This is a genomic window from Mesorhizobium sp. LSHC412B00, from assembly GCF_000503035.1.
Classification (GTDB): domain Bacteria; phylum Pseudomonadota; class Alphaproteobacteria; order Rhizobiales; family Rhizobiaceae; genus Mesorhizobium.
Window position 1 is genome coordinate 1 of record NZ_AYWB01000042.1, and the last position, 1,921, is coordinate 1,921.

1 pseudogene is annotated in these 1,921 nt (G+C 61.9%); it reads right to left on the reverse strand.

Going from position 1 to position 1,921, the window contains the following annotated elements:
- Nucleotides 1-1,692, reverse strand: a pseudogene (locus X757_RS00015) (potassium transporter Kup); the annotation flags it as partial.
- Between the last annotated feature and the right edge of the window lie 229 nt (nt 1,693-1,921).

Here is a 1,921-nt window from a genome sequence, read left to right on the forward strand (position 1 = left end):
TCGCTGTCGGGCACCAGCGGCTGCGGTGCGGTGACCACCGACAGAATGACGTTCTGCTCGTGCAGCACCTTGTAGTGCTTCAGGCTGTGCATCAGCGCTGTCGGCGCGCTTTGCGGATCGCTGGTCAGGAACACGGCGGTGCCGGACACCAGCTGCGGCTTCTTCTTCAACAGATTGCCGGCGAGGAAATCGAGCGGGATTTCGTTGCGCCGGGTTTTGTCGAACAGATAGCGGCTGCCGCGCACCCAGGTCCACATCGCCAGAACGATGGTGAAGGCCACCGCAAGCGACGCCCAGCCGCCCTCGAACACCTTCACGATGTTGGAGGCAAAGAAGCCGATGTCGATGAACGCGAACACCGCCGTCATCGCCACCGCCACCCACAGGCGCCATTTCCAGATGCGCGTCATGACGACGAACAGCAGCACCGTCGTCACCAGCATGTTGCCGGTCACCGAGATGCCATAGGCGGAGNATGCGCGTCATGACGACGAACAGCAGCACCGTCGTCACCAGCATGTTGCCGGTCACCGAGATGCCATAGGCGGAGGCGAGCTTGCTCGATTCGCCGAAACCGACGACCAGCAACATCACCGCCAACGCCAGCAAAACATTGACGCGCGGCATGTAGATCTGGCCCGACTGCCGTTCCGACGTGTGCAGGATTTCGAGGCGCGGCAGCATATTGAGCTGCACCGCCTGCCGGGTCAGCGAGAAGGCGCCGGAGATGACCGCCTGGCTGGCGATAACCGTCGCCGCGGTTGCCAATACCACCATCGGGATCAGCGTCCAGCCTTCGTTCATCTCGAAGAATGGATGGCCGACGTGACCGTTCTTCGCCAGAACGAAAGCGCCCTGCCCGGCATAGTTTAGCAGCAGGCAGGGAAACACGATGGCCAGCCAGGCGAGCACGATGGGCTTGCGGCCGAAATGGCCGAGATCGGCATAAAGCGCTTCGGCGCCGGTGACGGCGAGGAAGATGGCGCCGATGGTGACGAAGGCGACATCGGGCGAATTGATCAGGAAGGCGACGATGTAGTGCGGGCTGACCGCCCACAGGATTTCGGGATCGGCGATGATGTGGTTCAAGCCCGAAAGACCGATAGCCAGGAACCAGACCGCCGTGATCGGCCCGAAGATCAGCGCCACACCGCCGGTCCCGAAGCGCTGCACCGAAAACAGGATCGCAAGGATGACCAGCGTCAGCGGCACGACGTAGGGCTGGAAGGTCGGGGTAACGACATTCATGCCTTCAACCGCCGAAAGCACCGAGATTGCCGGCGTGATGACGGCGTCACCGAAGAACAATGACGCGCCGACAATACCGATGGCCAGGATGATCGCCGAGCGGGTCGGGAAACTGCCGCGCGCCAGTGCCATCAGCGACAGTACGCCGCCCTCGCCTCGGTTGTCGGCTCTGAGCACAAACATGATGTATTTGATGGTGACGATAATCGTCAACGACCAGATGATCAGCGACAGCACGCCCAGAATATCGCCGCGCTCGGCGATTTCGCCGCCGGAGGACGCAACAAGCGCTTCCCGGAAGGCGTAGATCGGGCTGGTGCCGATGTCGCCATAGACCACACCGAGCGCGCCCAGCATCAGAACTTTGGTGCTGTGCTGTTCGATTTCGGGATGGCTCGATTGTTCGACGGGTTCTGCCTCAATACCAGCATTGGTAAGGGCCATGGACGACACTCCGATAAGCGCGCGGTGCTCTACGCTTGCTGCGATGCAATATCAAGTGCCGTGACGGTAGGGCTACCATGTTCCCAACGCAGGGCTTGCCCCGCAATGACCGGTGCGTGGCGTCAAAGGCTGCCGGAAACCTCAGATCGCCACCTGCGTGCCGATCTCGACCACACGTCCGGTCGGGATCTGGAAATACTCCGTCGCATCGGCCGCCGAGCGGGCGAGC